Source organism: Bifidobacterium thermophilum (assembly GCF_002846655.1).
GTDB lineage: Bacteria > Actinomycetota > Actinomycetes > Actinomycetales > Bifidobacteriaceae > Bifidobacterium > Bifidobacterium thermophilum.
In genome coordinates this window covers 53,122-79,130 of the sequence record NZ_PCGX01000001.1, presented here as the reverse complement: position 1 = coordinate 79,130, position 26,009 = coordinate 53,122, and the positions used below count along the sequence as shown (strand labels likewise).

Annotated in this window: 17 protein-coding genes; 9 read left to right on the top strand and 8 right to left on the bottom strand. The window is 56.5% G+C overall.

The window, feature by feature from the left end; genetic code table 11:
* Positions 1 to 196: 196 nt before the first annotated feature.
* The 4 genes from CQR48_RS00275 to dnaA all read right to left on the bottom strand — a co-directional run bounded on the left by CQR48_RS00275 (position 197) and on the right by dnaA (position 6,060).
* Positions 197 to 676, bottom strand: a complete 480-nt coding sequence (locus CQR48_RS00275; RefSeq protein WP_101451573.1) for a DciA family protein — start codon at positions 674 to 676, stop codon at positions 197 to 199.
* Positions 673 to 2,166, bottom strand: coding sequence for a DNA replication/repair protein RecF (locus CQR48_RS00270; protein WP_026650580.1), 1,494 nt, complete (start codon positions 2,164 to 2,166; stop codon positions 673 to 675). Before CQR48_RS00270 ends, CQR48_RS00275 begins: the two co-directional genes overlap by 4 nt.
* 250 nt (positions 2,167 to 2,416) lie before the next feature.
* On the bottom strand, positions 2,417 to 3,541 hold the full coding sequence (gene dnaN / locus CQR48_RS00265; RefSeq protein ID WP_015449536.1) for a DNA polymerase III subunit beta: 1,125 nt from the start codon (positions 3,539 to 3,541) through the stop codon (positions 2,417 to 2,419).
* 596 nt (positions 3,542 to 4,137) lie between these two features.
* Positions 4,138 to 6,060, bottom strand: a complete 1,923-nt coding sequence (gene dnaA / locus CQR48_RS00260) for a chromosomal replication initiator protein DnaA (RefSeq protein ID WP_101451572.1) — start codon at positions 6,058 to 6,060, stop codon at positions 4,138 to 4,140.
* A 356-nt stretch (positions 6,061 to 6,416) separates the two neighbouring features.
* Between dnaA and rpmH the strand changes: the two genes are divergently transcribed.
* From rpmH to CQR48_RS00220, 8 genes are all read left to right on the top strand, one after another.
* Entirely contained in the window at positions 6,417 to 6,551 is a 135-nt protein-coding gene (rpmH, locus tag CQR48_RS00255; protein ID WP_015451361.1) for a 50S ribosomal protein L34, read from the top strand.
* Between the two features lie 16 nt (positions 6,552 to 6,567).
* Positions 6,568 to 7,008, top strand: a complete 441-nt coding sequence (rnpA, locus tag CQR48_RS00250; protein ID WP_101451571.1) for a ribonuclease P protein component — start codon at positions 6,568 to 6,570, stop codon at positions 7,006 to 7,008.
* Between the two features lie 9 nt (positions 7,009 to 7,017).
* Positions 7,018 to 7,329 carry a membrane protein insertion efficiency factor YidD gene (yidD, locus tag CQR48_RS00245; protein ID WP_015451360.1) on the top strand — a complete coding sequence of 104 codons (312 nt, stop codon included), beginning with the start codon at positions 7,018 to 7,020 and terminating at the stop codon, positions 7,327 to 7,329.
* A 3-nt stretch (positions 7,330 to 7,332) separates the two neighbouring features.
* Positions 7,333 to 8,340: a membrane protein insertase YidC gene (gene yidC, locus CQR48_RS00240; protein ID WP_101451570.1), complete on the top strand. Its 1,008-nt coding sequence runs from the start codon at positions 7,333 to 7,335 to the stop codon at positions 8,338 to 8,340.
* A gap of 211 nt (positions 8,341 to 8,551) precedes the next feature.
* Positions 8,552 to 9,118 (top strand): Jag family protein, encoded by a 567-nt coding sequence (locus tag CQR48_RS00235; RefSeq protein ID WP_033492898.1) that lies wholly within the window; start codon positions 8,552 to 8,554, stop codon positions 9,116 to 9,118.
* A 372-nt stretch (positions 9,119 to 9,490) separates the two neighbouring features.
* On the top strand, positions 9,491 to 10,189 hold the full coding sequence (rsmG, locus tag CQR48_RS00230) for a 16S rRNA (guanine(527)-N(7))-methyltransferase RsmG (protein WP_015451357.1): 699 nt from the start codon (positions 9,491 to 9,493) through the stop codon (positions 10,187 to 10,189).
* A gap of 2,631 nt (positions 10,190 to 12,820) precedes the next feature.
* The gene (locus CQR48_RS00225) at positions 12,821 to 13,765 is read left to right on the top strand and encodes a ParA family protein (RefSeq protein WP_033492895.1); all 945 of its coding nucleotides are present in this window, start codon (positions 12,821 to 12,823) and stop codon (positions 13,763 to 13,765) included.
* Positions 13,766 to 15,316, top strand: coding sequence for a ParB/RepB/Spo0J family partition protein (locus CQR48_RS00220; RefSeq protein WP_101451569.1), 1,551 nt, complete (start codon positions 13,766 to 13,768; stop codon positions 15,314 to 15,316).
* Positions 15,317 to 16,165: 849 nt separating this feature from the next.
* Here the strand turns inward: CQR48_RS00220 and trxB are convergent.
* The 4 genes from trxB to CQR48_RS00200 form a co-directional block, all read right to left on the bottom strand.
* Positions 16,166 to 17,107, bottom strand: coding sequence for a thioredoxin-disulfide reductase (trxB, locus tag CQR48_RS00215; RefSeq protein ID WP_101451568.1), 942 nt, complete (start codon positions 17,105 to 17,107; stop codon positions 16,166 to 16,168).
* Between the two features lie 220 nt (positions 17,108 to 17,327).
* Positions 17,328 to 21,488 (bottom strand): lipid II flippase MurJ, encoded by a 4,161-nt coding sequence (locus CQR48_RS09045; RefSeq protein ID WP_180335076.1) that lies wholly within the window; start codon positions 21,486 to 21,488, stop codon positions 17,328 to 17,330.
* Positions 21,485 to 23,803 (bottom strand): DUF6049 family protein, encoded by a 2,319-nt coding sequence (locus tag CQR48_RS00205; RefSeq protein WP_244898853.1) that lies wholly within the window; start codon positions 23,801 to 23,803, stop codon positions 21,485 to 21,487. Before CQR48_RS00205 ends, CQR48_RS09045 begins: the two co-directional genes overlap by 4 nt.
* Positions 23,767 to 24,417: an NUDIX hydrolase gene (locus tag CQR48_RS00200; protein WP_026650702.1), complete on the bottom strand. Its 651-nt coding sequence runs from the start codon at positions 24,415 to 24,417 to the stop codon at positions 23,767 to 23,769. Before CQR48_RS00200 ends, CQR48_RS00205 begins: the two co-directional genes overlap by 37 nt.
* 85 nt (positions 24,418 to 24,502) lie before the next feature.
* On the opposite strand from CQR48_RS00200, the gene CQR48_RS00195 reads away from it, so the two are divergent.
* Entirely contained in the window at positions 24,503 to 25,921 is a 1,419-nt protein-coding gene (locus CQR48_RS00195) for a CCA tRNA nucleotidyltransferase (protein WP_029576267.1), read from the top strand.
* The last annotated feature ends 88 nt before the right edge of the window (positions 25,922 to 26,009 follow it).

Sequence of the window (26,009 nt, the reverse complement as noted above, 5' to 3'; positions counted from 1 at the left end):
CACACAAATTCCTTCCAGCACACCGCGCGGCGCCCCTGCCGACACGGTCGATATACCCTAGAACGAAAATAACGGGGCCTTCTAGGCGTTTTACAGTACTGTACGTGATTCTACACATCAAGGGGGACTTTGCGGCTCTGAGGGCAATACAAGGCATTCCGCGATATTTCGCGGTTTTTAAGCCCTCCATCCCATACTATCGCCGGTATCCGCCGTAGCGGCCACGGGTGAATGGATGCGCCTGCGGCCCGGTCACGCGAATCTGGGAGATATCAAGCCCGTCAAGACGTTCCTTGATCGTATCGGTCAACTGCGGGATCATATACGTCAGCGTCGTGGTCCATGCTGGGGATTCCGCCCGAATCACGAGGATTCCATCATTGAACGAGGCGACCACCGAGTGCTGCGCGATCTGCGGGCCGACCACTTGATCCCAATGGTTGCGCAGCTGGGCGAGCTTGAGATGCGGGGTCCAGTTGCCGTTTTTCGCCAGCAGGATGACCAACGATCCGAGGGTGTTGGGGTCTCTGCCCGGTTTGCCGAAGCTCTCCCAGGCCTTTGCTTCGCGCTCTTGCCTGTCGCGGATGATGCCCGCCCGCGCGGCATAGCGTTGGAACACCTGCGCCGGCAGCTTTCTCGGATCAAGCTTGAGCATGCGTGCGACCGGCTTGTTCATGCCGATGCCTCGCCTTCCGCGTCGACCTGTTGCCGGGCGGCCTTGATTCGCGCGACGGTCTCGTCCGTCAGCAGCTGCCCGGCTTGTGCATTGTCGCTTTGACGCCGGAGAGCGGCGATATCGACGATCCGTGCATGCGTGCCATACTGCGACAAATCAGGCACGTCTGCGGCCGCGGCGGCGGTGATCAGCACTTGGTCCCGTCGGACGGCGAATTCGAGGATCTGCCGCCGACGCGTCTCATCAAGCTGGGCGAACACATCGTCGAGGATCACCATCGGAGCGTTACCTGTAGCCCGCTCAACCAAGGCGGCAAGCGCCATTTTGAGCGCCAACGCCATCGTCCACATTTCGCCGTTGGACGCGAATTCCTTGGCCGGCACGCCATCCAACGTCATGGCCATGTCGTCGCGATGAGGACCGATCAGATTCTGGCCGCGCGCCACTTCGCCCGGATAGATTCGTTGGAAATGCCGGCTGATCAGCTGATGCGGCTCACCGTCTTCCAGCACCTCGTCGAATGAGGGGAGATAGACGAGCGAGGCGTGCTGTTTGCTTCCCGACAAGGCATCGTAGTTCTGGGAGAACAGGGGAGCGAGCTGGTCGATGAGGCGCTTGCGCATACGCGTGAGTTCAACGCCTGACTCGATGAACTGCCCGGTCCAGATCTCCAGTCCGCTGAGCGCAGGTTGCATCGCGGCAGCCTGTCCGGCATCAGCATCGCTTGGGGCGCCCTGCCCGTACCGATCGTTGTATCGCCCGTCCTGAACGGAGGATTTTCCCAGCTGTTTGAGCAGCGCGGCCCGTTGTCTGGCGATTTTGGCACATGTCTGGTGGACTTCGTCGTATCCAGGGATGAGCAGAGTCCCTGCCTGGTTGATGAATCCACGTCGGGTCGCAGGGTCGCCCGACACCAGGCGCTGGTCTTCCGGCGTAAACGAGACGCTGGGAATCCGACCGAGAATGTCGCGCATGTACATTGAGGCGCCGCCGTCTATGCGTGCCCGGTTCGCCCCATGGGCGCGGATGGTCAGCTCGATGGTGGTATAGGGGGCGCGATTTTGGGTGTTGCGGTCTGGTTGCGCCGCATCGCCATGGCCGGAGGATGAATTCTGAAGTGAATCCTGATTAGAATTCAGTTTTCCATTTTGCTCTTCCGAACTCGATTCAGAGGAATCTGATGCCAATTCAGTATTGGCTGATTCTGCGATATTCCGCGGTTGTGCCCCGGCCGCTTCGCCGTCTGCGACGTTAGTATCCACGATATTAGCCCGGACCGTAGCCGAGTCGTATCCTCGTTGGACGAGTGGAAGCGAGCTTGATGTTCTGTGGCTCGACCCGGTGGACAACACTTCGATTGCTTCGACCAGATTGGTTTTGCCCATGCCGTTGGCGCCTTGGATTACCGTGACCCCCTCAGGCAGGTCGATGATGCAATGGTCCCACGACCGAAAATGGTCGAGCGCCAGTCGCGAGACGATTACGCTCATCGCCGCCTGTCCTTTCTAGGTCTTTTGGCTGGCCACCAAAGCCTGTGGATAACTGTCGAATTGTCATATTCCGTGTTTGAGAGGGTTTCCCGTGGACGACCGCCATAGCGGTACGGCAGCGGAAGAATTCCGCAGCGCCTCGCCGTTCAGTACGATCGCGCCCAGACAAGGATTTCGCCGTCGGCAGGGTTATCCACACCACCTTGCCGACGGCGATTGCCTGATTGGGGCTCAGATACCCAGTCCAGACTCAGTTGCTGAAGCGCATCGGAACCAGCAGATACCGGTAATCCATCGATTCGTCGGAATCTTGCTCCTGCTGGCCGTTGAACTCAACCGGCTTCACCGCTGTCGTCATCTTCATGCGCACGAACGGTTCGGCGATTGCGCTCAATCCCTCAATCAGATAGGACGGATTGAATGCAACGGTGATGTCATCGCCGTCAAAATCGACATCGAGCACATCGCTCGCCTGATTTTCGTCGGCGACACCGGCGCTCAGCGTCAACTCGCTACCGGAGAACGCCATGCGGATTGGTGCGTTGCGCTCTGCTACCAGCGAGACACGCTTGATCGAGTTGATCAGCTGCTGTTTGTCGATGACCGCCTGAATCGGATATTCGTCGGCGAACAACCTGTCGATTGCAGGGAACTCACCATCAATCAGTTGGGAAGTGGACACCCGGCCGGCGTTTTCAAAGCCGATGAGTGAGGGGTTGTCCTGGCTGAAGTTGATGGTGACGTTTTGGCTTTCGTTTAACGTTTTGGCGATGTCGCGCAACAGCGAACCGCGCAGCAAGGTGTTGGTCGAGACATCCGGATTCTCCGGCGACCAAGTGAACGTCGCGCGGGACAGACGGAACCGGTCGGTCGAGGTCATGATGACCTTGTCGCCTTCGAACTGCATGAATACGCCGGTCAGTACCGGCCGAGTTTCTTCGCGTGAAACGGCCACGCACGCCTGATCCACCGCCTGATGGAAGGTTTCCCCGTCAACTTTACCCAAAATCGGCGGAACGACCGGTAGATCGGGATATTCGCTTTCCGGCATGAGCTGCATGGTGAACTTACTCTTGCCCGAAGTGATAATCAGCGTCGAGTTTTCAGTGGCTAGATATGTCTTCTCGGAAGGCAACGACCTGGTAATGTCCGCGAGAATCTTGCCCTGGACCACGGTGCTGCCTGATTCATCGACTCCAGCTTCGATGTGATCGCGCGCCGAAATCTCAAAGTTGAATGCAGACAGTTGGAGCGTTCCGTCAATGGCCTCCAGCTTGATGCCTGCAAGGATAGGGCTTGCTGGACGTGCATCGATGACCCGCGTGGTCCATGCGACAGCGTCCGCAAGCGAGGTCGTGTTCACTTCGACTTTCATGCTTCCTCGTTTCGATTGGTGTTCTGTGGCTATTCTAGCCGGACTTTCCGGCCAGAATCATTCGTGCGAAGCATGCGCCATGATGATGCCGATGATGATACGTAAGAGAACAATAGCCTTCGTAATAATTCCGGTGGATAGTGTGGATAAGTGTATGCAGGCCTACAGCGCTAAGACTTCACAACCACCTGTCGAATGTGGATAACTCCTGAATACTCTGTGCATAACCCTAAGAGTTATCCACAGCGAGAAGGTCGCTGAAAAGTTATCCACAGCGGAAGCCGAATCATCCACGAATTATCCACAGCTTTTCTGGGGTTGCCCACGAGTTATTCGCACGGTTTACCCACAATTGTGAATAACGTGGTGGATAACTTTTTTTCTGATTTCTCCACAGCCCCGGTGTGTCGTATCCACCACGGTGGATGATTTGGAAAAGAGGAAAATCCTGCTGTGAGCGTCGTTGTCTCGCATGGAACGTGGGATCGGACGCAAGACGTCACTCTGATAGGACACCTGATAGGACTGCCCGTAAGGCGCATTTCAAACCGGCACGCGTCCCGGGCACAGCTTGGTTGACCGGGCGGGGGCAGGGCTTATTGTTCGGCGGAATGATGCTTGAGACGAACAGTCAACTCCATGACGTAGTTGTACGTCTCCTGCTTTTCTTTCATCTCGTCGCTGATACGCGTGTAGGCGTGCATCACCGTCGTATGGTCGCGCCCTCCGAATACCTCGCCGATATCGACCAGGCTCATGCTGGTCATCTCACGGGCAAGATACATGGCGATCTGCCGCGCCAGCGCGATGTTCTTCGTGCGTGCACGCCCCACGAGATCGTCAAAGGTCAGGTGGAAGTACTTTGCCACCTGGGTGATGATATCGGTGGGTTTGATCTCCACATCCGTTGAGAAGAAGTCCTGCAGGGTCTGCTCGGCAAGCGCACGAGTCACCGGCTGGTTATTCAGTGACGCCACTGCGGAGACTCGTGTCAGCGCGCCTTCCAGCTCGCGGATGTTCTCAGTGAACCGTTCGGCGATGAGATCGAGCACATCGTTCGGTATTTTCATATGGTTCATCGAGGCGATCATGCGCAGAATCGCGATGCGGGTCTCCAGATCCGGCGGTTTGACATCCACGGTCAGGCCGGATTCGAATCGTGAAATCAGGCGGGCCTCGAAGCCTTTGAGGTTCTTCGGCGCCACATCGGATGCAATTACGATGCGCTTGTTCGCCTGATACAACGTGTTGAAGGTGTGGAAGAAGCTGTCGAGTGTCGCTTCCTTGCCGCCGAGGAACTGGATATCGTCGATGAGCAGGACGTCGACTTCACGGTAACGTCGGTTGAAATCGGCGATTTGGCCTTGGGACTGATTTGGGTTCTGCAGCGCTTCGATGAATTCGTTGGTGAATTCCTCGCTGGTGACGTACCGCACTTTGAGCGTGGGGTCCTTGATCAGCGCGTAATTGCCGATGGCGTTGAGCAAATGGGTTTTGCCCAATCCGGAGCCGCCATAGATACACAACGGGTTGAAATCCTTGCCAGATCCCTCTGCCACCGCCATGGCGACGGTACGCGCGAAACGGTTGGAATCGCCTGGAACGAAGGTTTCGAAGGTCGCGTTCTTGTTGAGATGGGTTTCCGGATCGAGGGCGGGTCGATGCTGGTCGATGTTGAAATTCTCCCGATTCGGCACGCCGGAGGGCACGGTTGCCGGGATTTCGGGCTGATTCGGGCTGGGCGCCGGTGCTTGGTGCTGGGCGACAGTAGACGGCATGGCCGCTGCGGAACCCGGTTGGTCTGCGCCATAGTGCACTGGTTGTTGTTCGTAAATCGCGGCGCCGGTCGGTTGCCCCATTTGTTGCGGCTGGGCAGCCGGCTGCTGATATCCGGGGACGTACGGGCTATATGCATCGGCGCCGTGTTGCTCGTTGAATCCGGATGATTGCTGATATTGGCCGGGCATCTGACCGCGGTCCTGATGCATCGTCGTCTCGGACTGCACCGGATGCGTGGCCTGGTGAGGCATCATCGCGGGTTGCTGGAACTCGGCGAATTGGGGTTGCGAAGCCTGTCCCGAACCCCATGCCGGGGTCTGCTGGACGGAAGGTTGTTGCGCGGTCGACTGCTGCTGCCCGGTTGGGACATTGGTGTGGCCGGCGTAAGAGATTTCCCCTTGGGTGTCGGGCCTCGGCGTGGCGTCGGGCATGGTGATGTCCGGCTGCGGGGCGAGCGGCTCGGGGTGCGGCTCAATCTTGAACGCCGGGAACATGTCCATTCCGGTGCACAATTTGAGCGCTTTGAGCAGAGGCTGGTTGAGGTCGGTCTGCAACGCCTTCTGCGTCGCGGCGTTGGTGACCGTGAGCACGATGGTGGTGCCGAACACAGCTTCGGGAATGACACCTTCGAACCATCCCTTGTCCCGTGCGGTCAATGATGCATCATGCTTGAGTACGGCGAGCACATCCGACCAGATATGCACGGCCTGGGTCGCCGGATCTTGCGAGCTGTTCGCCATGCGGCCATCCTTTCGTGCATACCTTGTGTTCCCGCCCGTATATGAGAACAATACCGTAGTGTATGTTTACACCGAATCCGGGAAGTTATCCACAGCCTTGCGTGTTGAAATTGCTGAAATGTGAATAACATCAGTGTAATTTGTGGATAACTTTCCCCTCGGTTTCGTTGTGATTGCAACGTTTTTCGGGAATCGTGGGGATTGATTCGCCGGTTGGTAAGCGATGTGGAAAACTCCGAAGAATTATCCACATGCTGTGTCGTGTTGACGAATGGGTAGGGGTGAGAGTAGTTTAGTAGAGCTTGACTCATGAGGAGCCGTGCTTTTGCATGGCTGAAAAACCGGGAGCGTAAATTATGAAGAGGACATTCCAGCCCAATAACCGCCGTCGTCACATGAAGCACGGGTTCCGCGCACGTATGCGTACCCGTTCCGGCCGCGCCGTCATCAACCGTCGTCGCGCCAAGGGCCGCAAGACCCTGTCTGCCTGAACCGGCGAACTGAGCAGTGGAGCGGCTTACAAGTCACCGTGACTTCGTCACCGTGCTGAAACGTCGCCGTAAAGTCAGCGACCATGACATCGTCGTGCACTATCTGGTGCGCGACGATTCACATTCATGCACCCAATTGGGCGCTATCAGCACCCCAAACGCCCAGTCCGCTGAGAGGGCCGGGCGTACGGATTCCACTGGCTCAACGCTTGGAACACCATCGCACCGACGTCTTGGGCTCGCCGTATCCAAATCGGTGGGGCACGCCGTAACCCGCAATAAGGTAAAACGCAGGTTCCGCGTCTTGGCGCGGAATCACGAGCAATTATTGCCCGATCATTGCGACATCGTCATGCGGGCGAAACCATCAGCAGCGCACGCGCCATTTGGATCCCTTGACCGCCAGGTCGAGCGATTGTTCGCGTCCGTCGGCGCACGGGTGGCCCAAGGTAAGTAAGCGGTCGATATGTCAACTGCAACGCAAGCCGCGATTCGGGCCATCCGCTGGTATCAGAGGAATATCTCTGCGAATACGCCGGCACGGTGCAGGTACTATCCGACGTGCTCGAACTATGCCTTGCAAGCAATTCGACGCTTCGGCATAGTGCGTGGCGGAACACTGGCATTGTTGCGTCTGCTGCGATGTCGCCCCTGGAGTCGCGGCGGTATTGACGACGTTCCGCAGCGTTTCTCGCTGTTCTATCGATATTCCTGGTCGAAGGCCCATGAGGAGCCACGACTGACGCCACTGGCCTCGCACACGAAGGAGATGGCCTGATCGATGAATACCAATACTGATCAGTTCTTGCTTGACAGCGGCTTTTGGGGCTGGCTGTACAAGCTGTTGACCCCGGTCGAATGGCTGATGACCCAGATCATGGCCATCTTCCACAAGTTCCTGACACTGCTAGGCATGCCCGCCGTCGGTGTTTCTTGGGTGCTCTCCATCATCTTCTTGGTGATCGTGGTGCATGCGTGCATTCTGCCGATTTTCATCAAGCAGATGCGTTCGATGCGCAAGATGCAGGCGCTCCAGCCGAAAATGCAGCACATCCAGAACAAGTACAAGGGCAAGAACGATCAGGCCAGCAAGGATGCCATGAGCCGCGAGCTCATGAAGCTCTATCAGGACAACGACGCCAACCCCGCCGGATCCTGCCTGCCGATGCTCATCCAGGGCCCTGTGTTCATGTGCATGTTCTATGTGCTCTCCGCCATCGAATACATCGCCAAGGGCAAGCGCGCTCCGCTCGGCGCCTTTGATAAGGCTACCGCGCAGCAGTTCTCCGACAGCTCGAACTTCGGTGTGAACATAACCACGCGCTTTATGCACGCCGATACGCATGCGAAGATTGTCATCGGCATCTTCATCGCGCTCATGTGCTTCTTTATGTGGCTCATGCAGTTCTATAACATGCGGCGCAACCTGCCCCGAGCTTCGATGCAGGGCCAGCAATACCGCATGCAGCAGGCGATGACCTGGATGTTCCCGATCATGTACATCTTCTCCGGTTTGAACTTCCCGTTCGCCGTGCTGATTTACTGGCTTACCAACAACGTGTGCAACTTCCTGCGGTCGTTGTGGCAGATTTACACCTTCCCAACTCCGGGGTCGCCCGCTGCGGAAGACAAGGAAATCCGCGATCACAAGCGTGAGAACGCCCGTCGTAAGCGCGCCGGTGAGCCGTCGCTCGAGGAAGAGCAACTGCAGAAGGCCAAGGACGAGGCCGCTCGTCGTGAGACCGAAGGGTTCCAGCGCAAGCAGCCGAAGCGCAAGAAAAAGAAATGATTCCATGGTGGCGCTGGTATGTCAGGCTATACCGGCGCCACCTGTGCGTTGACGGCATGGTATCAGCCGCGACGCCGGGTGTAATCCCTGCAGGAGCCTGAACCCCCGACATGAAGACGGATGCGCCGAACAACATTTGTGATGCGCTCAGATGCGGCGAATTTCCGTCCATCCATTAGACTTGACCTATACAGCCGACAAGGAGTACCACATGGCACAGGATGATGAAAAGACGATCGACCAGCTCAATGAGGAAGCTGATATCGCCGCGGATTATCTTGAAGGACTTCTCGACATTGCCGATTATGACGGTGATATCGAGATGGGCATTCGCAACAACCGACCCGTTGTGCAGATTGTTGCCGATGATGACGACGACATCAAGCATCTGGTTGGCAAGAACGGCGAGGTGGTGGACGCCCTGCAGCAGCTGTCACGGCTTGCGGTGCAGCAGAAGACGGGTGAGCGATCACATCTCATTGTGGATGTTGACGGATTCCTCAAGCACAAGCGTCAGCACCTGCGCGATATTGCGCTTGATGCCATCGACGAAGTGCGCGAGACCGGCGAGCCTGTCGATTTGAAGCCGATGAATTCCTTCGAACGCAAGGTGGTCCATGATCTGGTCCGCGAAGAGGGGTTGCGCTCCCGTTCGCACGGTGAGGAACCGAACCGTCATGTCACCATTTATCTCAAGGCTTCCGCTGTCGATGATGATCAGCATTACGATGATGAATATGATGACGAAGCTGATGAAACAGGTGACGTCGAAGCCTGATTTCAGTCGTTTTTGGCTCGTCTGGTGATGGGCTTTGATGCTGAATGCGGTTGTGTGAATGCGTAGCTGCTGAGTGCTGCGTGTTTGCACAACCGCATTCTCTTTGAAACGGATGATGGTTGATTTCGGTGATTGGCCACGGGGAGAGGTGTTGCTGGTGTTTGGAATGGTTGCGCGGCTGGTTGCTGTTGTTTGCTGTTGGTCGTGGATGAGTTTGGTGCAACCGGTTGCCGCGAATTGTGGTCGATCGTGGAATGCGGCCGATGCGGCCGATTGTGTTTAACTCCTACTGAATGAGAGCTGATAAATAGCTGTATATGTATCATCCGGTGATTCGAGTACATTGAAATCATTACAGAAGGACGTGCATTCATGATTGAACAAGAACAGACACCTCAAGATGCGGTTGTTGACGAGCTTGATGGTTCCTCGCTGCCGCAGCAGATTTTGGGCGACGCCTACCCGGTGTTGCAACGCTTCCATGACAAGCTCATGGCTGAAGGTGAGCCCCGTGGTTTGATTGGGCCTCGGGATGTTCATATTGTCTGGGAACGCCATATTCTGAACTCGGCAGCTGTGGTGCCCTTCATTCGTAAGGTCACTTCGCATGATGCCAAGAAGCGGGTCGCCGATGTCGGCAGTGGTGGCGGTTTTCCTGGCATTGTCGCAGCCGCATGCCTGCCTGACTGTGAGTTCACTCTTATTGAGCCTATGGAGCGTCGTGTCGAGTGGCTCGAGGAGTGCGTGCAGCAGCTCGGACTTGAGAATGTCAAGATTGTGCGTGCGCGGTCAGAGGAGATCATCAACCAGATTCGAAAGCATGATATCGAACCGTTCGCCGCGGTTACTTGCCGGGCGGTTGCACCGATGACCAAGCTTTCCGGTTGGACCCTGCCGTTGCTGAAGCCGCACGGCCAACTCATCGCTTTGAAAGGTCGTTCCGCACAGGTTGAACTTGATAAGGCGGAGAAGATGATTCGAAAATTCCACGGCGGTCATGCCCGTGTGTGTCTCGCGCCCGTGGGGGAGGGACTTGAACCGACACATGTGGTGTTGGTGGACAAGATGTAGACAGCGCGCTGTGTTCGGTTTGAGGTTTTTCGCAGCATAGCCAGAAGCTGTTGAACTCCGGAATTCCTGCGGTTTTGGTGTTGTGTGCTCGGTGGATGGATGTTGGGCCATTACTGTGGATGCTGCTGATTTCACATCTCACCGATAGTGAGTGATGATACCGGGAACGGGATGATGTTGGTGGAATGTTTCACGTGAAACATTCCACCAATGTCGTGTTGGGCAAGGCTCGATATTGGAACCAGCCGTGGTTGAGTGCCGATGATAGTGCGGGTGGTATGCCTGCCAATTTTGTGAGTTGACGATTAGTAGAACGGCGTAGTGCCTTTGACTTCGTGTTTTCTCATCCAACGTGTCCTTCGTGGAAACACAGTCTCGTCTAAACGGCAGAGGCATTCGTCCTGTTTGCTAGTATGCCAATTGCGGTGACACCGTTGCCTCTATTACGCGGCGCAGTCGGGGTGTCGATGTGGTGTGCTTCTCTCGGTTACGTCTGTACGTCAAGTATTGGATATATGAAACGATTGTGGACACACGAGTTCCCGGCATGAAACTATGTTCGAACACGAATTTCAGACCTTCAGATATGAATCAGCGAATGATTACTCGCATCACGACATGTCCACTCCTGCAATGGATTAGTCGCATCATCGGCACCACGATTTCCCTGTACGCTGGCGACTCAATGTTGGGAGTAGGAGAGTCGGATGATGTACTTATAGGTGAATTCCTCCAATTGTTGCCTCTGCCATGATTTCGCTTTCTGTGTATAATTTGAATGTTCAACTACTGATGCACTGACTAGCTTTCCTGATATTGCTAGTTGTGGATACTGTGACAAACTCGACTACGAGTTGTCTGTTGAAGCGATGATGTTTCACGTGAAACATCATCGATAGTTCCGGTGTTGTAATCAATACCAGTACACCAGCATCCTGCTGCACTGTTCTACTGCCAATATCGTTCTCTCAGTTCTCTCGCTAGTGTTTACATTTCCGTAAGGTGAGGGCTCACATCAAGAATTGTTCGTATTAGTCTACGAGGCTGATGTTTCACGTGAAACATCAACAGGCTTGCAGAACGGTGACTATAGATGTTTCGCCGATTAGATCCACACTCATTCAGATGAAGAAAGTCTTGATACCGAATGACTTGCGCTGGGACAGTTGGGAATGACATCACCGGTGGCATTGAACACAGCTTGTGTCGGCCTGTAATCACATGCCTGATACTGATAATGCTGATGGGATCTTCTGTAGGGTCGGGCAGTTGCCGCCTGTTGCCGGTTTCCAAATTCATCAGCGTTTGTGGGTGGTTGTGTCGGTGTCATTTTTCCAGGTCTCATATTGCAGGCGTATTGAGAACAGTATCCGCCGTGAATCCGTTGCTTGCCGATAGGGGTGACCTAGTCACTCTATAATTGGCGGGAAATGTGCAGATAATGATAGCGCCGTAGAGACCTGGCCCCTCATCCAACAAGGTGTGAGGGGAGTGATACAGAGAGTCTAGGTTGCCACTGTTTAGTAATACGTAGCGATGTGCGCCATCTGACAGGCGAATTCCAAATCAAGGATGATGTTTCACGTGAAACATCGCAGGTTGAGTGAGAGTGTTCTTAATTGCATTCTGTTCCCTTTATACCGATGGATGCAGCGCTGGTGTGATTTTGTTTGGAAAAATACGTCTTGATGTGTTAAACGGAGTGAGGTGGCAATCTCCCAAAGCTCACCGTTTGCAGAACCGCTGGATTGGAATGTTTCACGTGAAACATCGTTCCATCAATTGTGTGGATGAGCTGGTTCGACGAATAGTGCGAGGCAGGATGTGTGGAATCAGTCCTGTTGCTCATCATGCTGTTGTGTTCCAACCGAAGTTGTGTGCTGTGGGTGTGATGAACCGCTTACACATGAATCCCGGTAGATCGGTGGTGTTACTCGTCTGTTGATGTCGTATCTCACCGGGATTGCGGAAATCAAGAATCCAGAACCGGCGCGCCCGTGCTTGGTGGGCGTATGAAGGAAACTGCCGCATCACGATGGATGGCAGGAATACTTCCGGAGCGGGAAAGCCATCAAGCCACAATTTGGCATCTGTAAAGACATGTTAGATACCCAGCAACGTAGTTACGTACACTATGTTGTTGCTACATGTCTGAAGTGACATGGCAAGATTGATTCGTTTTGGACAACACAATCAGCGATGAATTGTGTGGATGATAATAGCCACTCACAAGCATCGTCGCACATTCTAGTCAATGTTTCACGTGAAACATTGACATCTGTTGATTGATATCGGATGTAAATACGGATAGGGCAAATCAAGGTCTAGCACCACTTATTCCCACTTCAAGAAACTAGGTTATCCACATTTTAACGTCGCAAAAAAGTTATCCACAATGATCGTGTTTACCTTTGGGAAATGTTGTTTCCGCGATTTCCTGCGGGTTTATGACGGGATGAAACTAGATTATCCACAAAGTTGTGCAATGTTGTCCACATTTATCCACAATACGGTGGATATCTTGCTGGGCATGTCCAGTGCAGTGGGGAAACTGGAACAACTGCATATCAAGGAGGAGCTTTGTCGACGGCTGCACAGCGTTCAACAGGTTCAGAGCAAGGGGGTCGGTCCATGGATTCCGCCTCGGATATCATCCGTCGGATATTTGGCGACCAAGCGGATTCGCTTGGCAGTGAAATCGCCGAGGAAACCACCAGGTATCAAGCTCTTCATATGGTGACATTCCCGAAGCCGGCATCAACGCGTCGTATTGCGGTCGCCAATCAGAAAGGTGGCGTGGGCAAGACTACAACCACGGTGAACCTTGCGGCTGCTCTTGCGGATAGTGGAGCAAGGGTACTTGTTCTCGATATGGATCCTCAGGGCAATGCGTCCACGGCATTGGGTGCGCACCACATCTCCGGTGAACCCTCGATATATGATGTCATCGAGGGGCGTACGACGATTCGTGAAGCGATTCAGCAATGCCCGTCATTTGATCATATGGATGTCGTCCCAGCGTCTATTGATTTGAGCGGCGCGGAGCTTGAAATTGCCGATCTTGGCGACAGGACAGATTTGCTCAAGCATGCCTTGGATGAGTATCTAGAATCATGCGAAGAGCCTTACGACTATGTATTTGTCGATTGTCCGCCAAGCTTGGGCCTGCTGGTAATCAATGCGATGTGCGCGGTGACGGAAGTACTGATTCCAATCCAAGCTGAGTATTATGCGCTCGAAGGATTGGGACAGCTCATCAACACCATCGGTTTGGTACAGGAGCATTACAATCCTGTGCTGTTGGTATCCACTATGTTGGTGACGATGTTTGACAAGCGTACGATTCTGAGCCGTCAAGTTTATGATGAAGTGAAGAGCCATTATCCCAATATCGTACTTGACACGACGATTCCACGTTCGGTTAAGATTTCAGAAGCACCGAGTTTTCAGCAGACGGTGATTGCATATGACCCGCATGGCATGGGAGCGATTGCCTATGGGGAAGCGGCTCTTGAAATTGCGAGGAGATCTCCGGCGGTCTTGGCAACTTTGGAAGCAAAACGAGGTGAGCACTGAATGGCAACGAAGTCACGTCTGGGCAAGGGGCTTGGAGCATTGTTCCCTGCATTGCCTGGAGATCCAAATGAGTCCAAACAACAGGCCACTGAGCCGAATCATACTGCCGCAGTTGAGGCTGATGCCAGTACATTGGTAAAGCAGGACAAGGCATCTTCCGGCACATCGCAGCGTGAGAACAAGCATGCACAGAATCGGACGCCTGCCCGTGATACGGCTTCGGTAGAGGCACGACCGCAACATCAGCGGAAGCATGACGATGTTTCACGTGAAACATCTGCAACATCTGAAACATCGACTCATGCTGCATCTGCCAATACCAAGCAGCATGCGCATGGGCAGTCACGTTTGCAGCATCGGATGAGCATTCCGTCGCTTGAAGAAATGACTCATCCGAGCGACGTGTTCTTCGGGGCAATGCAATCAACGGAAGCGGTCGTAGAGAAGCGCGCTGCAGACGAGAACAAGGTGCAGCAGAATCGTGCGACTGACGCGACGTTTGTAGCCAATGAGGAAGCGTCCCGCGCTCGTTCGGACGAAGCAATCGCCGATGCCGACAATAGAAATGGTTCTACGGATGACAATGTTTCACGTGAAACAGCGGCAGACACTGATGGGCGGAACGAAGAACTGAAACCAGTGCAGGGCGGTTATCTGGCCGAGTTAAAGCTGGATGACATCGGCCCAAACAAAGAACAGCCGCGAACCATCTTTGATGAGGACGAGTTGCGGGAGCTTGCCGAATCGATCCGCGAGGTCGGTGTATTGCAGCCGATTGTGGTGCGTAAGCGGCCTCAATCACAGATTGTGGCATTGGCAGAACATCAGGCAGATACCGACGATACCAACGATGTGATGCGCCGACCATACGAACTGATTATGGGAGAGCGCAGGTGGAGAGCCTCGCAGCTTGCTGGACTGGAGACCATTCCGGCAATCGTCAAGACGACATCCGACAACGAGATGCTTCGTGACGCGTTGCTTGAGAATTTGCACCGAGTCGCCTTGAATCCTCTTGAAGAGGCGGCTGCATATCAGCAGATGATTGATGAGTTTGGACTGACCCAGGCACAGTTGTCGAAGTCCGTGTCTAAGTCCAGGCCACAGATTGCGAATACCTTACGGTTGCTGAATCTTCCGGCCTCAGTCCAGAAGAAAGTCGCCGCGGGTGTATTGTCTGCTGGCCATGCGCGTGCCTTGCTTGGGTTGTCGAATGAGGAAGATATGGACAAGCTTGCCAACAGAATCATCGCTGAGGGTCTTTCCGTACGCAGCACGGAGGAAATCGTCGCGTTGAAGACCATGGCGGGGGAGAAGCCTAAGAAGGAGAACAAGAAGGTCGCGAACCCGTGGGCTGATTCTCCGATTCGGCAGCACCTTGAACAGCGCTTGGACACCAAGGTGACGATCAAGGGTAATCAGAAGAAAGGGCGGATCGAGATTGCATTCTCGTCGCCAGATGATATGCAGCGGATTCTGGACATTCTGATGCCGCAGCAGCAGGAGGGGAATGCTTCTGCAGCCGCTGATGGGGAATCTGACTGGGTGTGATACAAGGCAGATTTCCTGGACTCTTGAGCTGAAAACGCGGTGTGGCCACAATCCAGGTCTCCCCGGATTTCTGATTTGCAGCAGAAATCCGGGGATTCTGTTGTTCACTAGGTGATGGTGACTGCACTGTGTGCGGCCGTGCTTGAATTCGGTCGGGAATCTGCTGTGATACGGCGTGCCAGGTCGTATAACGGATTTCAGGTATTCGGAACAATCAGATTGCTTTATGGTAATTTTCAGCATCGAATGCCATTCAATCGGCGCTGCGCTGTGGTACAACACGGGATACGGGCTGGTATGGGTATGTGACAATCTCAGCTGGCGATAGCTGACGACAGTCGGATTGTGGCGCCGCTGCCGGCAATCAGTGGAGGTGAGGGAATGTCTCTGCCGATGATGGCGGAATTCGTCCGTATCGCAAAGACCGACAATCTGGTCACGCCGGGGCCAAGGCGTAAGCAGATTGGGTGGCAATCAAACTATCTACGCCAGGGTCGTGCTGAGCATAACCAGTTTGGGCGATGGTACGAATCAGTGACGTCGCGGTGGTGTTGAGCGTAACCGGTTTGAGGAATCACACAATCTGGTTACGCTGGCAAGGCGGCTTGCGTAACCAGATTGAGTAAATGTACAAACTGGCTACGCTTAGGCGGTGCTGAGTGTAGCCAGTTGAGTTGATATACAAACTATCTACGCCAGGGTCGTGCTGAGCATAACCAGTTTGAGAGATCACACAATCTGGTTACGCTGGCAAGCCGGTTTGCGTAGACAGTTTGTGGAGAGATGGGTGGTGGGGAATAGCGGTATGCTGGGGCGAATACCTGCCGAATGACTCAGGCGCCGAATGTCTCAGGCTTGTTCGGCGAGGTAGGCTTGCGCGTCGAGGGCTGCGCGGCAACCCATGCCAGCTGCCGAAATGGCTTGCCGGTAGACGCCATCCACCACATCACCCGCTGCAAACACGCCAGGCACACTGGTACGAGTCGAAGCACCATCAACAGTGATATACCCATGCTCATCAAGTTGAAGGGCACCGTGAAGGAATTCAGTGGCAGGTGTGTGCCCGATTGCGACGAAAACACCGTTGGCCGGGATTTCAGTCGTATCGCCGGTCACCGTATCGCGAATCGTCACGGAGTGGGCACCCGACTCATCATCGCCGTTAACACGCTCCACCACGGCGTTCATCCGGAAATCAATCTTCGGGTTCTTTTCCGCCCGGTCAACCAGAATGCGCGAGGCTCGGAATGTGTCACGCCGATGGATCACCGTCACCGAAGAACCGAAACGGCTCAGGAAGTCAGCCTCGGTCAGCGCACTGTCACCGCCGCCGACCACGACAATGGGCTTGCCGCGGAAGAAGAATCCGTCGCAGGTGGCACAGTACGAAACACCGCGGCCGGAGTATTCGACTTCGCCCGGCACCCCGAGTTTGCGTACCTGCGAGCCGGTGGCCACGATTACAGCACGGGCGGTATACGTATCCCCACCGTCCAGCACAACACGCTTGGAATCGCCCTGCACATCCGCGCTGACCACGTCGTCATAGACGATTTCGGCGCCGAAACGCTCAGCTTGCTTGCGCATGGCATCCATGAGATCGGGGCCCATGATGCCGTCTGGGAACCCGGGGAAGTTCTCCACTTCAGTGGTATTGACCAGCTGTCCGCCGGGCGTGAGCGCCCCGGCAATGACCACCGGACGATACCCGGCGCGGCCAAGATAAATGGCCGCAGTATAGCCGGCAGGCCCGGAACCGATGATGATCACGTCTGTTGTCTGTTCACTCATGCGTCCTAACATAGCATGTCCAGACGGCCATGATTGTGCTGTCAGCACAGTGGCGAGACATCCCGCAACGGAGTAATGCAGGACCGCAGTCGCGGCAGCGGCATCGACAACCGCCTGAAAACAAACCGGGGCGGCCGTCCGCAACAATGCGCAGACAACCGCCCTGGAGAAAGCCCAGCAGCCGTGAAAACAGCCGCAAGAACTGCCGTGAAGGCAGCCGTTAATACAGCTGGACCGATTTGATGTACAACTGGTTGCCGGGCAGACTATCCCGCGGCACCCACATGAGGAAGTCCTGGCTCTTCACCGTCTTCGTAAGCTTGACGTCGGTCGTTCCGCTCGCGTCGAAGGAGAACTGAGCGACCTGCTCGCCCTGCGTCGGATCCGCGGTTGTATTGGCATACAGGTAGCCAGTGCCGCCGGAAGACCTGATCGACACTACGAAGCGGTACACGCTTTCCGGCTCGCTCAGATGCATGTAATAGCCGTAGCCATCCTGACCGCCAGGCTTGGTGAGGAACTCCTGTTTATCAATTGAATACGGGGTGTTATTCTCCGGAACCTTGGGCGTCGGCACGGCGGAAGCGTCCTTGTCCTCGGTGATGATGTTCGACTTGCCGGACGAGCCCGAGGATGAGGCATCACTGGTAGGCGTGCTGCTACCGAATGGCACCTTGTCAAGATTCTGGGACGGCCATGCACTCGACTGCTTCGCGGCACCGAGTGTGCTTCCGCCAGAAAGGCTATGCAGGGCGAGTCCGGCGGCCGCCGCAACCACCACAATGACGACGACAATCGCCACAACCTTCGTGCTGAATCGGCCGAACAGTTTCTCATCCGCCACATCGTCCTGGGTGACCGGATTGTAGTCTTCGTGCGTTTCCTTCTCCGGTTCCACAGTCGGCGTGAAGCTTGGCGGACGGCTCACCGGGGTGTTGGACGCGAGAATCTGCGTCTGTTCGTTCTCCAAGGCGCGTCGTGATTCGTCACCGGGGGGAACCGGCACACCGTTCGCATCGTACACAGGAATCCTGCTCGTGGATTCATTCACCGACGGCGGCTGCAAACGATGGGCGTTCTTGGCCGCCTTGCGGGCGAAATCGAATCGCATTGTCGCCTGGGTGTCGGTATACGGGCCGGACGCCGCGTTGAAGTTCGGGAAAATCGCGTTATCCGGGTCGGGAACGGACGGAGCCATGATATTGGCCACTTCCGCAGCGGCGATGTCATGGAAGTCGTAGTCGCTGCTGTCGGTGACTTCAGGATGGGGAATGGTCTGCCTATTGGGGTTGCGGGGAACCGCCTGGCTGTTCTTCATCCATTCGGCCGATTCCTGCTGCATCGCCTGCCGAATGGCCTGCTGGCGGGCGGCAAGAGCTTCGGCATGGTCGGTGTTGTTACTGCCGGCGTCAGGAATCGCGGCGGATGCACCCGGTAAGACACTCGCCTGGGCGGCTTGCGCATACGAATGCTGCTCGAAAGACGAGGACAGATCCTGCGGGAAATCAAGAATATGCCCGGGGGCAGGTGTTTTCAACGCTGCGTTGGCAATGGAGCATTCTGCATCGATACTTGGCAGGGCGATATCACTGTTCTGCAAGTGCGACAACGGTTCCCAGTCGCCGAGTAGCGCGGTGAGCTCGGCAAGCGACTCCATAGGGATAACACTGCCGTTCCCGTCGGATTCCAGGCCACGATGGCAGATGAGACGGAATTCGCCGGGCACGTCCGGGCCGAGCTTGGACAAATCGAATTGGGTATCCACCGATGAAGGGGTGCGGGTGATCAGGGCATATAACACGGCGGCGAGTTGGCGGGTCGCCAGACGCTCGGCCCCGAGCCCTTCCGGGGCATGTGACGTGTCGGCGAGCATCGGGCTCAGCGTCGCATCGGCGAGCTGGACCCCGTTCGCGGTCAGACGGATGGTATCGGTGTTCAGCGCGTAGTGCGACAGCCCGTCCACCAGGAGCTGACGCATCGCAGATGCGGTTTCGCCGAGAATCGACCGCATGGCCGCATGACTGAGGGTTCCTGACGCCGGTCCATGGAAGTAATCGGTCAGTGACAAACCGTTATCCACAGCGGTGATGATAATCGACACGTCACCGCGATGCTGGAGTTGAAGGACCTGTGTGAAACGACGGTTGCGCGACAGGGCTAGGGATGATGCGATTGCGTCGACTTTGGCGATCGCATCGGCGTCGGTGACGATGTACAGCTGGCAATCACGCGCGAGGACACGGTCATTTGCCTTCCACGCTTGCAGGCCGGGTTCGTCACGCAACAGTGACACCAACGTATACCGGTTGATAACGGTATCTCCCAGTTGAGGCTTCATAGTTCCTTCGGCTCCATAACGAGAAAATCGCGTGCTCGCGGGTGATGTAGTAGTAGTCATTCTAACGACTGGAGTGGTCGAAACGGCGGTGGGTACTGCCGTGTCTTCCGCAGAATCGGCTTGTGGGCCGGTTCTTGGCCGGTCAGGGGCGCGATTGCCCGGATTGCTTGGTTCGTCCGGATTATCGGGATTGTCTGGTTCGTCCGGTTCATCTGAATCATTTGGTTCGTCTGGCTCTCCGGAGGTGGCCCGATTGTCGGCGGTTTCGGTAGTGTCGGTAGTGTCGGTAGTGTCGGTAGTGTCGGTAGTGTCGGTGGATTCGTCGGCAGTGTCGCCGGCAGGCTGATCGCCATCGACATTCGCCGCATTGCCAGACCGTCGGGAGGCGACCCGTGCCTTGAGCGACGACAACATCGTGACCAGTTCCTCGGTGTGCATACCCCACAAGGCGCCCACATAGACCGCAATCACCACAATGCCAATGACGACGCACACGCCGACGGATTGCAACCAGTTCATATGCCCGCCGGAAGGGGTGAGTTCCGCGCCCAGCAGATGTTCCACGGGTCCGCGCAGCCATAGACCGACAATCGCCGCGGCTACCGCTGCGGCAGTGGCCTTGATATAAGACAAGGCGATACGACGGCCGTCCAAGCGGTTCTCGAAGCGTTTGCGCAGCATCCACACCAGCAGGGGGAAGGACAGTGCATAGGCTAGCGTAACGGCGACACCGCGCATCAGCGTCCAATCCAGAGGAGAAAGCACCTTGGTGGTAATCAGCAGGGTGAGCATCTGAATGCTGAGCTGGACAGCCATGAATATGAACGGGGATCGCCCATCCTCGAAGGCGTAGAAGGTACGCTGGATGATCAGATAGGAGCTTGACAACGGCAGTGACAGTGACAGCGCAATCATCGGCCCTGACATCAGCTGTGCCTCGCCCACGCTAATCGAAGGCAGCAAGGCGAGCGAAATCGGGACGGACAACACGACGAATATCGCGGAGAAGAAGCTCATGAGCAGGGTGACATTGCGCAGCGCATCGCTCAAATCATCGCGGGCGGTGTTTAAATCATTATCAGCGACTGCTCGGGAAACCCTCGGAAACACTGCGGTCGCCACTGACACCGCAATCAACGAATACGGAAGAATGTAAATCGTGAACGCATTTTGGTAGGTGGCATTACCGGCGACCAGCGTCTCATCAATGCCGAACAGCTGATGCGCACGCAGTGGGGCGTTTGTGGTGATACGGGTCGAAATGATGGTCAGCAGCTGGTCGATGCCGACAATCCCCAGACTCCACGCGGCCACCGAACCCATCGAGCGCAAGCCGATACCGTGGACACCCCAACGCCAGCGGTACCGCAACCCCAGTTTGAACAAGGGCAGGAACAATACCAGTGCCTGGACGGCCACGCCCAGCGTCCACGTGCCAGCGGTTAGCATGATTTTGTCCGTGGTCCAGAAGCTCAGCGGCTGCTTATCGGCCTTGCCGAACATCACAATGAACAGCGTGAATCCGGCGCAGCTGACGATATTCGCCGCGACCGAACTCCACGCATACATGCCGAAATGGTTTTTCGCCGCCAGAATCTGGCCGAGTACGGTATACAAGCCATAGAAGAAGATCTGTGGCATGCACCACAGCGCGAACGCATTCGTCAGCGCGAGCATGTCCTTGCCGCCGTTCGCGTACAGATGCGTGAACGCGGGGGTGGTGGCGGTCAGCAGCATCATTGCGATTGTGATGCCCGCCAGTAGCGCGATGGCGAAGGTGATGAGCTTGTTGAGCCGGTCCTCGGCGTCATCCTCTTTGAGCGTGCGCACAATCTGGGGGACGAGCACCGCGTTGAAAATGCCTCCCGAAATCAGCGTGAAAATCACCTGCGGGATCATCGAGCCGGCCTGATACGCGTTCGCAGCCATGCCGGTGGTGCCGACAGCTGCCGCGAGCAGAATCGTACGGATTTGGCCGGTCAGTCGGGAAGCCGCCGTGCCGACGGCCATCACGAAGGAATTATGTCCAACCGAGGAACTCATTCGTCAGGATCTTTCTTCCGATGGAATTGACGCCACAGGCCTACCACGCCGAGCAGAAAAGCCACCCCGATGAACGCGATGCCGGTCTTGTCACTGATTTGCAGGGAACTGGTGATGGTCGTCGTCTGTGCCGACGAGAACGTGGAGCCCTGACGGTCCAGAAGCGTCAGATGCACCGTGGTGGAACCCGAAGTCGCCACACGGATGGCGAAAGTGACCTGCGCCTCGCCGTGGGCGGGAACCGTGACATCCGCGTACCGGCTGGTCACAATCTCCATGGAGTCGGTCAGCGAAGACACACGAACACGCACCGGATACGGGTTCGCGTTCGTCACTGTGACCGGCATGCTTGCAGTCTCGCTGACCACGGTGACCGTATCGGTCGGGGTTATGGACACGTTGTTCAGCAATGTGGTCGACAAACCGGCCGCGGCATCGCCCAGACGCTGGATGACCGCCGCATTGCCGGATAGCGCAAGCAATCCCATACGCGATTGCAGAGAATTCAGGCATGTCATCCATGAGGAAGGGCCTTTTGCGTTGTTTTCGGCGACCTTCGAGGCGTCATGTCGTGCCAGTGATTGCTCGTCACCGCTGTTGGACGTACTTGCGGTTGCGCTTGCGGAAGGCGACGACGACGGATTTGAATACAGGACATGTTCCTTGAACTGGCTCAGACTCCTCACGCTGGCCATGAACGTCGACAACGCGGCCTCAAGACGTTTGCGCGACGCTGCGGTGATGCCGGAGCTTTGAGGCACGATGTCGGACGTCTCGTCGCCGCTGAGATAAGCGTCCGAAGCGATGAGGGTGTTCAGGTCTGTGAGATTGAGCCATGTGGATTGTTCGACGGCGCTCATCAGGGTGTCGATCAGCGTGGTCGATGCCCCGGGTTTGAGACACACCAGCAGGTTGCGGGATGTATAAGGCTGTTCCATCTGGTAGAACGCGCTTTGAGCGACAAACCGCGACAGGCGTCCCGCATCGCTTGTCTCGCTGTCCGCCTCGCTGCTGGTTGCCTTGCCTTGGGCAAGGCCGCTCAGCTCCTGCTGGGCAGTGAGGACCGTCACATCGCCGGAATTCGTGGGAACGACGTATTTGCCCGTGTGGACCGTCCCGGAAGTGTCGGCGTCATAGCCGGAGGTGGCGATAACCGTCAAATAGCCCTGTTGACGCGCGATATTCAACGCCTGACGGGTCCAACGCCCGCTGCCTTGCCACGCGATGATGGTATGCGTCGCATTCGTGTTGCCGACCGCCGAACGGTAGGCGGCCATGCTTGCGGAGGCATCCCAATCAGAGAATTTGACGCCGGCGGACTGATAGGCGTCAGGCGTGTCCAGCGCCGCGTACCCGGTGATGTCGAACATGCCTGGCTGGGCGATTGCTGATGTCCGTGTGGGGATGGACATGGATTGCAAATATATGGGGTCGGCGACGACCTGCAGCTTGGCGTGCTTGGAGACGAGCTGGGATTCGGCGCGTTCGCGTTTCGCCGCGTCGGTTCCCGTGAAAATCGCGTCTGCCACCGAAGACGAGTTCAGCCATGAACGCTCCGCGTTGACGATATTGGACACGATGGTCGTATTGCTCTGCCAGGAGGTTGAGCTCAGTGGTTGGACAACCGTGATGTTCATCGCCGGCGTGTCGGCCGTTTTCAGTCCGTCGGTCGAACGGGTCAGGAAGGTGTGCAGGGAGACGTTGGCCGAGCCGGATGCCGACGCATAGGAGATGCGCACCGGCTTGGGCCCCCAACTGGTGATCGAGGCCAATTGTTCGGCGGATGCGTCCACATCGACGTTCACCGTCGCGGTGCCGTGGGCGGCGATGTTTCCAACATCGATCTGGGACAGCTGGCTGGTCATGGGGATACGTGACTGGCCTTGCGCCCAATCCTGGATATCGGTGCGCGAAACGAAGGTGTACAGCGCGTTCGCGGCGACCGTCAACGTGCCGTCACCGGTGGCTACACTCGACGTATTCTGCAAGGTGAGTTGCAGATGATAGCCGGATGAAGCAGTGACCACCGGGGTCGCACTGTCAATGCTCATCGAGATTGAGGAGTCACCCTGCCGTTGCGTGGTGCGCGAGGCGGTTTTCGAAGTGGTTGTAGAGGTGGGCTTGGTTGATGCGCTGGCGGCTTTTGCCACGCTCGCATCTGCGGCAGCATACCCGAACATCGAAGGCACGACGACGGCGAGGATACAGGCGACCAGCAGGCGCAGCAGACGCTGCATCCGCGCCGACTGGATGCCATGATGTGCGGGGTAGTTCAACGTTATGCCTGCCTGTTCAGTTTCCTGGCGTAGAGCCATGCGATCTTGCGTTCATTAGGATAGCTGAGCACATTGTCCAGATCCTCGAACTTCACCCAGATCGCGTCCTCCGCCTCATGGTCGGGGTCGCCGGTTACCGTCAGCTCACCGCTGATTCGACGAAGCGCATAATGGTGCACCAGCTTGTGCACGCGTTGGTTGGTTCCGGTGAACCAGTAGTCGATTGTGGCGATGGAATCCACCACCTCGCCGAGGATCCCCGTTTCCTCATGCACTTCACGGACCGCGGTCTCCTGCGGCGTTTCGCCCTTCTCGATATGCCCCTTCGGCAGGCACCATTCCAGATGCCCGCTGCGTGAATGCCGGGCGATGATCGCGACACGGCCGAGTTCGTCGAACACGAGTCCGCCAGCGGAGTACTCTCTGACGACCGGAAGTTCCTGCGCGTCCAAGGAGGCGAACGTTGCGGGCGTGTCACCGGTCCTGCGATGAGGCATCAACGCGGGAGTAGGGGTTCCCGGCTCGATATCCTGGTATTGCACGGGTTTTTCCGATTGCGACGTGTACATCAGCGTGTCGGGCGACGGGCCCATTTGGGTATGCTTATCCGCAGCATTGGCGAGCATGCGCGCAAAGTCTGCGGGAGTAATCATGTCTTCCACCTTACTCAAACCAATGTGCAGGTGGAGTAACGGTATGCTTGGAGGCGTAGAAAGTGCTGAATCGAAAGGGCGCGCGTTGAATTTCGAAGTCTGGCCAGAAGCGATAGAGCTGGGTCATATGTTCGCGGATGAAGGCTATGAGCTGGCTCTCGTGGGAGGTCCGGTACGTGACCTGCTGTTGCATCGCAAATCCCACGACCTTGATTTCTGCTCGTCGGCCAGGCCTGAGCAGTTTGAACATATCCTGCGGGCATGGGGACACGACGGTTTCTGGGATATGGGCCGCAAATTCGGCACGCTCGGCGCCATGCGCCGCCGGCCTGACGGCACGCCGGTACAGGTCGAGGTGACCACGTACCGCAGCGACACGTATGATCCGGATTCGCGCAAACCGGAAGTCAATTACGGCGATTCGCTGGAAGGGGATCTGTCGCGGCGCGATTTCACGGTGAACGCCATGGCGTTGCGCGTACCGGATCTGGAGTTCGTCGATCCGTTCGGCGGCGCGAACGACCTGGCCAAGGGCGTGTTGCGCACGCCCGTCGATCCACGTCAATCCTTTGACGACGATCCGTTGCGTATGATGCGCGCGATTCGTTTCGTCGCCCAGCTGGGATTCAGCATCGAGCCGGAGACCGCGCAGGCGATCACCGAAATGACCGAGCGTATCCGCATCGTCTCCGCCGAGCGCGTACGCGACGAACTGGTCAAAATGCTGCTGTCGACCCGGCCGCGCGCCGGAGTGGAGGCGCTGGTGGAATCTGGGCTCGCCGATATCGTGCTGCCGGAGATTCCCGCGTTGAAGCTGGAAATCGACGAACATCACCGGCATAAGGATGTCTTCGAACACACAATGATCGTACTCGACCGTGCGGTGGCGCTGGAAACTGGCCCGGACGGCCCGGTCCCGGCCCCCGACCTCGAGTTGCGGCTCGCAGCGCTGCTGCATGACATCGGCAAGCCGGCGACCCGTAAGTTCGAAGACCACGGCAAGGTCAGCTTCCATCATCATGACGCCGTCGGCGCAAAATTGACGCGCAAACGCCTGCGCGCCCTGCATTTCGACCATCACATCGTCCAAGATGTGAGCGAACTGGTGAACATGCACCTGCGTTTCCATGGGTATGTCGACGAACCTTGGACCGATTCCGCGGTCCGTCGCTACGTTCGCGACGCAGGGCCGCTGTACGAGCGTCTCAACCGGCTGACCCGCGCCGACGCGACCACGCAAAACAAACGCAAAGCCCAGATGTTCTCCGATGCGATGGACGAAATGGAACAGAGGGTCCGCGACCTCAAACAGCGTGAGGACATCGAGGCGATCCGCCCTGAGCTTGACGGCAACGAAATCATGCAACTGCTGGGTCTCGAGCCCGGGCCCCAAGTGGGTGTCGCCTACCAGCACATGCTGGAATACCGGTTGGATAACGGTCCGGTCGGCCATGAAGCGGCGGTCGAAGAACTCAAACGTTGGGCCGCCGCGCAGAACGCTTGAGGTGATGTGAGAACGGGCGTAGCAACGCTGGAAAGAATGCGTGCCATCATGTGTGATGCCGTGTCATGCTGTGGCACGCGGCGCCCGT

What these genes read in the sequence shown, in the direction of transcription:
- CQR48_RS00275 (WP_101451573.1), bottom strand. Translation starts at nt 676, where the DNA reads ATGAACAAGCCGGTCGCACGCATGCTCAAGCTTGATCCGAGAAAGCTG.
- CQR48_RS00270 (WP_026650580.1), bottom strand. Translation starts at nt 2,166, where the DNA reads ATGAGCGTAATCGTCTCGCGACTGGCGCTCGACCATTTTCGGTCGTGG.
- dnaN (WP_015449536.1), bottom strand. Translation starts at nt 3,541, where the DNA reads ATGAAAGTCGAAGTGAACACGACCTCGCTTGCGGACGCTGTCGCATGG.
- dnaA (WP_101451572.1), bottom strand. Translation starts at nt 6,060, where the DNA reads ATGGCGAACAGCTCGCAAGATCCGGCGACCCAGGCCGTGCATATCTGG.
- rpmH (WP_015451361.1), top strand. Translation starts at nt 6,417, where the DNA reads ATGAAGAGGACATTCCAGCCCAATAACCGCCGTCGTCACATGAAGCAC.
- yidD (WP_015451360.1), top strand. Translation starts at nt 7,018, where the DNA reads ATGTCAACTGCAACGCAAGCCGCGATTCGGGCCATCCGCTGGTATCAG.
- yidC (WP_101451570.1), top strand. Translation starts at nt 7,333, where the DNA reads ATGAATACCAATACTGATCAGTTCTTGCTTGACAGCGGCTTTTGGGGC.
- CQR48_RS00235 (WP_033492898.1), top strand. Translation starts at nt 8,552, where the DNA reads ATGGCACAGGATGATGAAAAGACGATCGACCAGCTCAATGAGGAAGCT.
- rsmG (WP_015451357.1), top strand. Translation starts at nt 9,491, where the DNA reads ATGATTGAACAAGAACAGACACCTCAAGATGCGGTTGTTGACGAGCTT.
- CQR48_RS00225 (WP_033492895.1), top strand. Translation starts at nt 12,821, where the DNA reads ATGGATTCCGCCTCGGATATCATCCGTCGGATATTTGGCGACCAAGCG.
- CQR48_RS00220 (WP_101451569.1), top strand. Translation starts at nt 13,766, where the DNA reads ATGGCAACGAAGTCACGTCTGGGCAAGGGGCTTGGAGCATTGTTCCCT.
- trxB (WP_101451568.1), bottom strand. Translation starts at nt 17,107, where the DNA reads ATGAGTGAACAGACAACAGACGTGATCATCATCGGTTCCGGGCCTGCC.
- CQR48_RS09045 (WP_180335076.1), bottom strand. Translation starts at nt 21,488, where the DNA reads ATGAGTTCCTCGGTTGGACATAATTCCTTCGTGATGGCCGTCGGCACG.
- CQR48_RS00205 (WP_244898853.1), bottom strand. Translation starts at nt 23,803, where the DNA reads ATGGCTCTACGCCAGGAAACTGAACAGGCAGGCATAACGTTGAACTAC.
- CQR48_RS00200 (WP_026650702.1), bottom strand. Translation starts at nt 24,417, where the DNA reads ATGATTACTCCCGCAGACTTTGCGCGCATGCTCGCCAATGCTGCGGAT.